Origin of the sequence: Chamaesiphon polymorphus CCALA 037 (genome assembly GCF_003003845.1) — a bacterium.
Lineage (GTDB): Bacteria > Cyanobacteriota > Cyanobacteriia > Cyanobacteriales > Chamaesiphonaceae > Chamaesiphon > Chamaesiphon polymorphus.
Window position 1 is genome coordinate 1 of sequence record NZ_PVWO01000463.1, and the last position, 4,689, is coordinate 4,689.

Annotated in this window: 5 protein-coding genes; 2 read left to right on the forward strand and 3 right to left on the reverse strand. The window is 45.0% G+C overall.

The annotated features are described in order from the left end of the window. Positions 1–45: 45 nt before the first annotated feature. Together C7B77_RS30420 and C7B77_RS24440 are read right to left on the reverse strand one after the other, a co-directional pair. A complete protein-coding gene (locus tag C7B77_RS30420; protein ID WP_181244013.1) occupies positions 46–219 on the reverse strand; it encodes a hypothetical protein in 174 nt (57 codons plus the stop codon). Between the two features lie 5 nt (positions 220–224). Then, a complete protein-coding gene (locus tag C7B77_RS24440; protein WP_106311056.1) occupies positions 225–512 on the reverse strand; it encodes a hypothetical protein in 288 nt (95 codons plus the stop codon). A 256-nt stretch (positions 513–768) separates the two neighbouring features. On the opposite strand from C7B77_RS24440, the gene C7B77_RS24445 reads away from it, so the two are divergent. Both C7B77_RS24445 and C7B77_RS24450 read left to right on the forward strand, forming a co-directional pair. Continuing rightward, positions 769–2,454, forward strand: a complete 1,686-nt coding sequence (locus C7B77_RS24445) for a vWA domain-containing protein (RefSeq protein ID WP_106311058.1) — start codon at positions 769–771, stop codon at positions 2,452–2,454. An 81-nt stretch (positions 2,455–2,535) separates the two neighbouring features. Then, positions 2,536–3,729 (forward strand): serine/threonine-protein kinase, encoded by a 1,194-nt coding sequence (locus C7B77_RS24450; protein ID WP_106311061.1) that lies wholly within the window; start codon positions 2,536–2,538, stop codon positions 3,727–3,729. 31 nt (positions 3,730–3,760) lie between these two features. Here C7B77_RS24450 and C7B77_RS24455 read toward each other — a convergent pair. Further along, on the reverse strand, positions 3,761–4,689 hold a 929-nt coding region (locus tag C7B77_RS24455; protein ID WP_146138495.1), incomplete at its 5' end, for an MFS transporter.

The following is a 4,689-nucleotide window of genomic DNA, read 5'->3' on the forward strand; positions in this document are numbered from 1 at the left end:
AGACTCCAATCCAAATTTCAAATACGATTCAACATATCTACAACCTTATTCTATAATCTTCTGGCGGGAAGGGAGTAATACAGTTTCAATCGGTAAAATTAGATCGCCATTAAATCCTGTATCGATAACTGCATCGACAGCAATTTTGTTATTTTCATTACCGATAATTACCAATTTGAGAATCGCTTCTCGCCGTTGATTGACTCGCCCAAACATCATAATTATTAAGCTGGATACACAGAGTTGAATCTGTGAACGCTATCTGCACCAACTCGTTCAAACCAGAGCTGTGCAGATGGCAACCGCTCGAACATTTTCGCCGCTGCTGCGAGGGTGGTATCTGCTAATTCAAATTCGCCTGTTTCGATGTCGATCGCGACAATTTTACCATCAGCTTCTACTCCCAGTGTTGGTATAACGTGGTTATAAATTTGAGTACCTTTTTGGGCGAATTCTTCTGGGCTGTAGCGCAAGACATGCTGAGTTGACTTTAAAGGAGGATTGATGTTCATGACTAGATACTCAATAACAACCGATATATTTCTATTTTATCTCGATCCGATCGGCCTCGATCGATTGCTATCCTGAATATAGTCACTCAAACTTTTTTTTCGATCGTTTCTGGAATTGCCCAAACTGTGATTGTAGCTGGAATTAGACGAAAGCTCGTTTGGATACTGCCCTTTGCATCTAGTTTATTTCGGGCAGTTGCCAATTAGGTAGTCGCGACTCACACTCAAGTCCACTACTTATTTGCACTAATTTATCATGTCTCATTCCGCTCAGTCGGTTTCTCGATCGATATTCAATACCAGTCTCGTCATCTTACTCGCCAGCCTTACCGCGTGTGGTTCTGGTGCGAATAAGGGATCTGCTCCTGCAAGTAGCCCTGCAAGCCCAGCAGCCACAGGTACCAGTACAAGTTCGACGACTGAATCTAAGCAGGCGTTAAATGGTGGAGCCAAAACGGATTCATCTACGCCACTCCAATCGGAAGCTTTACCTGTATCGCCGCCGATAGAAGCACCTACTGACGAAAGCTATCAATCGATCGAGGATAATCAATTTTACACTGCCGATCGACAACCGCTTTCGACTTTCTCGATCGATGTAGATGCGGCTAGTTATAGTAACATTCGGCGATTTATTAATGGCGGACAATTACCGCCTAAAGATGCGGTGCGGATCGAGGAAATGGTCAATTATTTTCCTTATGATTATCCCCAACCGACGGGCGATAAACCATTTTCGATTAATACCGAAGTTGCTACCGCACCATGGAATCCCCAGCATAAACTCGTGCAGATTGGATTGCAAGGCAAGAAGATTAGCATGGAGAAATTACCACCGAATAATTTAGTCTTCTTGCTAGATGTTTCCGGTTCGATGAACGAGCCGAATAAACTGCCCCTGCTTAAATCTTCGCTCAAGTTATTAGTTAACGAACTCCGCCCGAACGATCGAGTGGCGATCGTCGTTTATGCTGGTAGTGCTGGTTTAGTTTTACCTTCGACACCTGGAAACCAGAAAGAGAAAATTATCGCTGCTCTAGATAAATTAGAAGCTGGCGGTTCTACTGCTGGTGGGGAAGGGATTATTCAGGCGTATAAAGTAGCGCGAGAAAACTTTCTTCAGAATGGTAATAATCGGGTAATTCTCGCGACAGACGGTGACTTTAATGTCGGCGTTAGTAGCGATGAAGGATTGGTTAAGCTGATCGAAACAGAACGGAAGAGTAATGTCTTTCTGACAGTGCTTGGTTTAGGGATGGGCAATCTCAAAGATGCCAAAATGGAACAGTTGGCGAACAAAGGTAATGGGAACTATGCCTATATCGATAATTTGATGGAAGCCAAAAAGGTATTGGTGAAAGAGTTCGGCTCGACTTTATTGACGATCGCTAAAGATGTCAAAATCCAAGTCGAATTCAATCCCAAACTCGTCCAAGCATATCGTCTGATTGGCTATGAGAATCGCGTCCTAGCTAACAAAGACTTCAAAGATGATAAAAAAGATGCTGGCGAACTTGGAGCCGGACATGCGGTTACAGCCCTGTATGAGGTAATTCCCGTCGGTGTGAAAACCGATCTCAAGTTTGCGACACCTGTGGCTCAAACTGCGGCGGATAAAGAAACTCAAATTGCGGCTAATAGTACCGAATTGATGCAAGTCAGATTGCGGTATAAGGCTCCTAAATCGGATACTTCCGAACTCTTAACTGGGAAGGTAGAAAACTCGATCGCGAAGCCAATTAATACAGCTTCTAATAATCTCAAGTTTGCGGCGGCGGTTGCTGCTTATGGGATGAATTTACGCAATTCACCGTTTAAAGGGAGTAGCAATTTTGGGAGTGTGTTGGAATTGGCAAATCAATCTAAGGGTGCGGATCTCGATGGCTATCGGGCGGAGTTTATCCGGTTGGTTGAGAAGAGTAAGAAACTTACCAAATCTTAGCAACTTGTACTTTTAAATTATTACTGCTAGATCCCCGACTTCTTCAAGAAGTCGGGGATCTGTACCAACCAGGATTGCCATATGAATCATCACAACCAAAATTCAAGTTTACTAGATTTATCACCCCAAGGCTATCAGATCGATCGAGTGTTGGGGCAAAATATTAATGGTGGTAGAGTTACGTATTTAGCGCAAGATCTCAACGGCAATACACCTGTGGTTGTCAAACAATTTCAGTTTGCGACGACTGGCAACACCTGGAGCGATTATGATAGTTATCAACGCGAAGTCGATCTGCTCCAACAACTCAACCATCCGCACATTCCCAAGTATGTAGCCTCTTGGGAGACGCCGACTGGGTTTTGTTTGGTGCAAGAATACAAGTCGGGGAATACTTTGGCTAATTCGGGACGAGAATTTACGATCGATCGAGTCAAGCAAATCGCGATCGATATTTTAGAAGTATTAATATATTTACAGCAACAGCAACCGCCAATTATTCATCGCGATCTCAAGCCCGAAAATATTCTAATTGACGATCGCGATGTCTATCTTATCGACTTCGGATTTGCTCGTAGCAATAATACCGATCTGACTGCTAGTAGCACCATTAAAGGGACGCTGGGATTTATGCCACCCGAACAGTTATTCAATCGTCCATTAACTAAAGCATCAGATTTATATAGTTTGGGTGTCACATTAGTCTGTCTATTAACAAAGATGAAATCGACTGAGATCGATCGACTGATCGACCACAATTATCGCTTGGATTTACCCAAACATTTAAGTCATCTCCCACCGAAATTCTTAGCTTGGCTGACGAAAATGACCGATCCCAATCCCGAAGCTCGTTATCCAGACGCACAGACGGCTTTGACTGCGCTACAGACGCTCGATAGTTCGATCGAAGTTCCCATGTCTAAACCAAAAATAATCGGTTTGGGGCTAATCGTGCTGATTGGATTGTCGGTAATTCATAAATATATCCCGACTGGAAATCGATCGATCTCACCGTCAGGAAATTCCATCTCTATTACTCAATTACAAGCCGATAAAGGTTGCCCTGGTTGTAATTTAGCAGGCATCGATTTACGAGGGCAAAATTTACAAAGTTATGATTTTACAGGTGCCAATTTGTCTGGTGCGGATCTGCGCGATGCCGATTTACGAGGTGCGAGTTTGCGCGGGGCAAATCTGACAGATGCGATGTGGGTTGGGGCTAATTTAGGCAGTACCGACTTACGGGAAGCTAAGTTACCACCAAGCAATCACTAATTCTCAATTCTCAATTCTCAATTCTCAATTCTCACTTCTCACTTCCCCCCGAATTCTGCTCGCGACGTTCTTGGAGTTGTAAGAGGATCTGTTGGTGCATCTCGCGGGTAATTGGGTAAAAATAGGCGCAAACCAAACCGCAAATCAGCGATAATGTCGGTACGGGGCCGATCGAGAGGCGAATAGCGTCTAATACTGCCACGGGTTGATCTGGTATTGGTACGGCAGCAGTTGGGAGCCGATAACCCGTCCACTCTAGACTTTGCAGCACCCCTGCGACTGCTAGTCCCAGACAGATTTTTTGCAAGAACACCATAAAACTATAGAAAATCCCCTCGCGGCGTTGTCCCGTGCGGAGTTCGTCTAGCTCGATGACATCGGGTAACATCGACCAGGGCACTAAATAGGCCGTAGATACACCCAAACCAGCCATCACCGCAAATACATACATCATTGTAGTTTGACCGGGCTGGAGCGAATATAAGCCCAGTTGGGCGACGATCCAGACACTAGTGCCCACAAAGTAGACAACTTTTTTGCCGACTTTTTGACTGATGGCATTCCACACCGAGAGCATCCCCAACGCCGTCCCCTGCACGGCTAAAATCACCAACGGCGAATCTGCTTGTTTCATGCCCATATAACTGACGACAAAATAGGGAATAATCGCCGCCGTCAGTTGGAGACTAAACCAGGAGCAGAGATAAATTCCGACTACGAGCAAAAAGGGACGATTGGTAAATACCAGGCGTAATTGCTCCCGCATGGGCATTGTCACTGGCTCCATTTCTGCTGGATGTAGATCTGCAACGGCTTTTGCACGGCGAATGGTACCGAATACGCACCAGAATAACGGGAGTACCGATAGCACGGCGCAAATTATGCCGATCGTGAGATATTGGGTAGCAGGATCGGCAAGTTGTTGAAAGATCGTGCGAGCAATTAGGAGCGCGATAATAC

Coding starts and splice junctions, on each gene's coding strand:
- C7B77_RS30420 (WP_181244013.1), bottom strand. CDS start 219: ATGATGTTTGGGCGAGTCAATCAACGGCGAGAAGCGATTCTCAAATTG.
- C7B77_RS24440 (WP_106311056.1), bottom strand. CDS start 512: ATGAACATCAATCCTCCTTTAAAGTCAACTCAGCATGTCTTGCGCTAC.
- C7B77_RS24445 (WP_106311058.1), top strand. CDS start 769: ATGTCTCATTCCGCTCAGTCGGTTTCTCGATCGATATTCAATACCAGT.
- C7B77_RS24450 (WP_106311061.1), top strand. CDS start 2,536: ATGAATCATCACAACCAAAATTCAAGTTTACTAGATTTATCACCCCAA.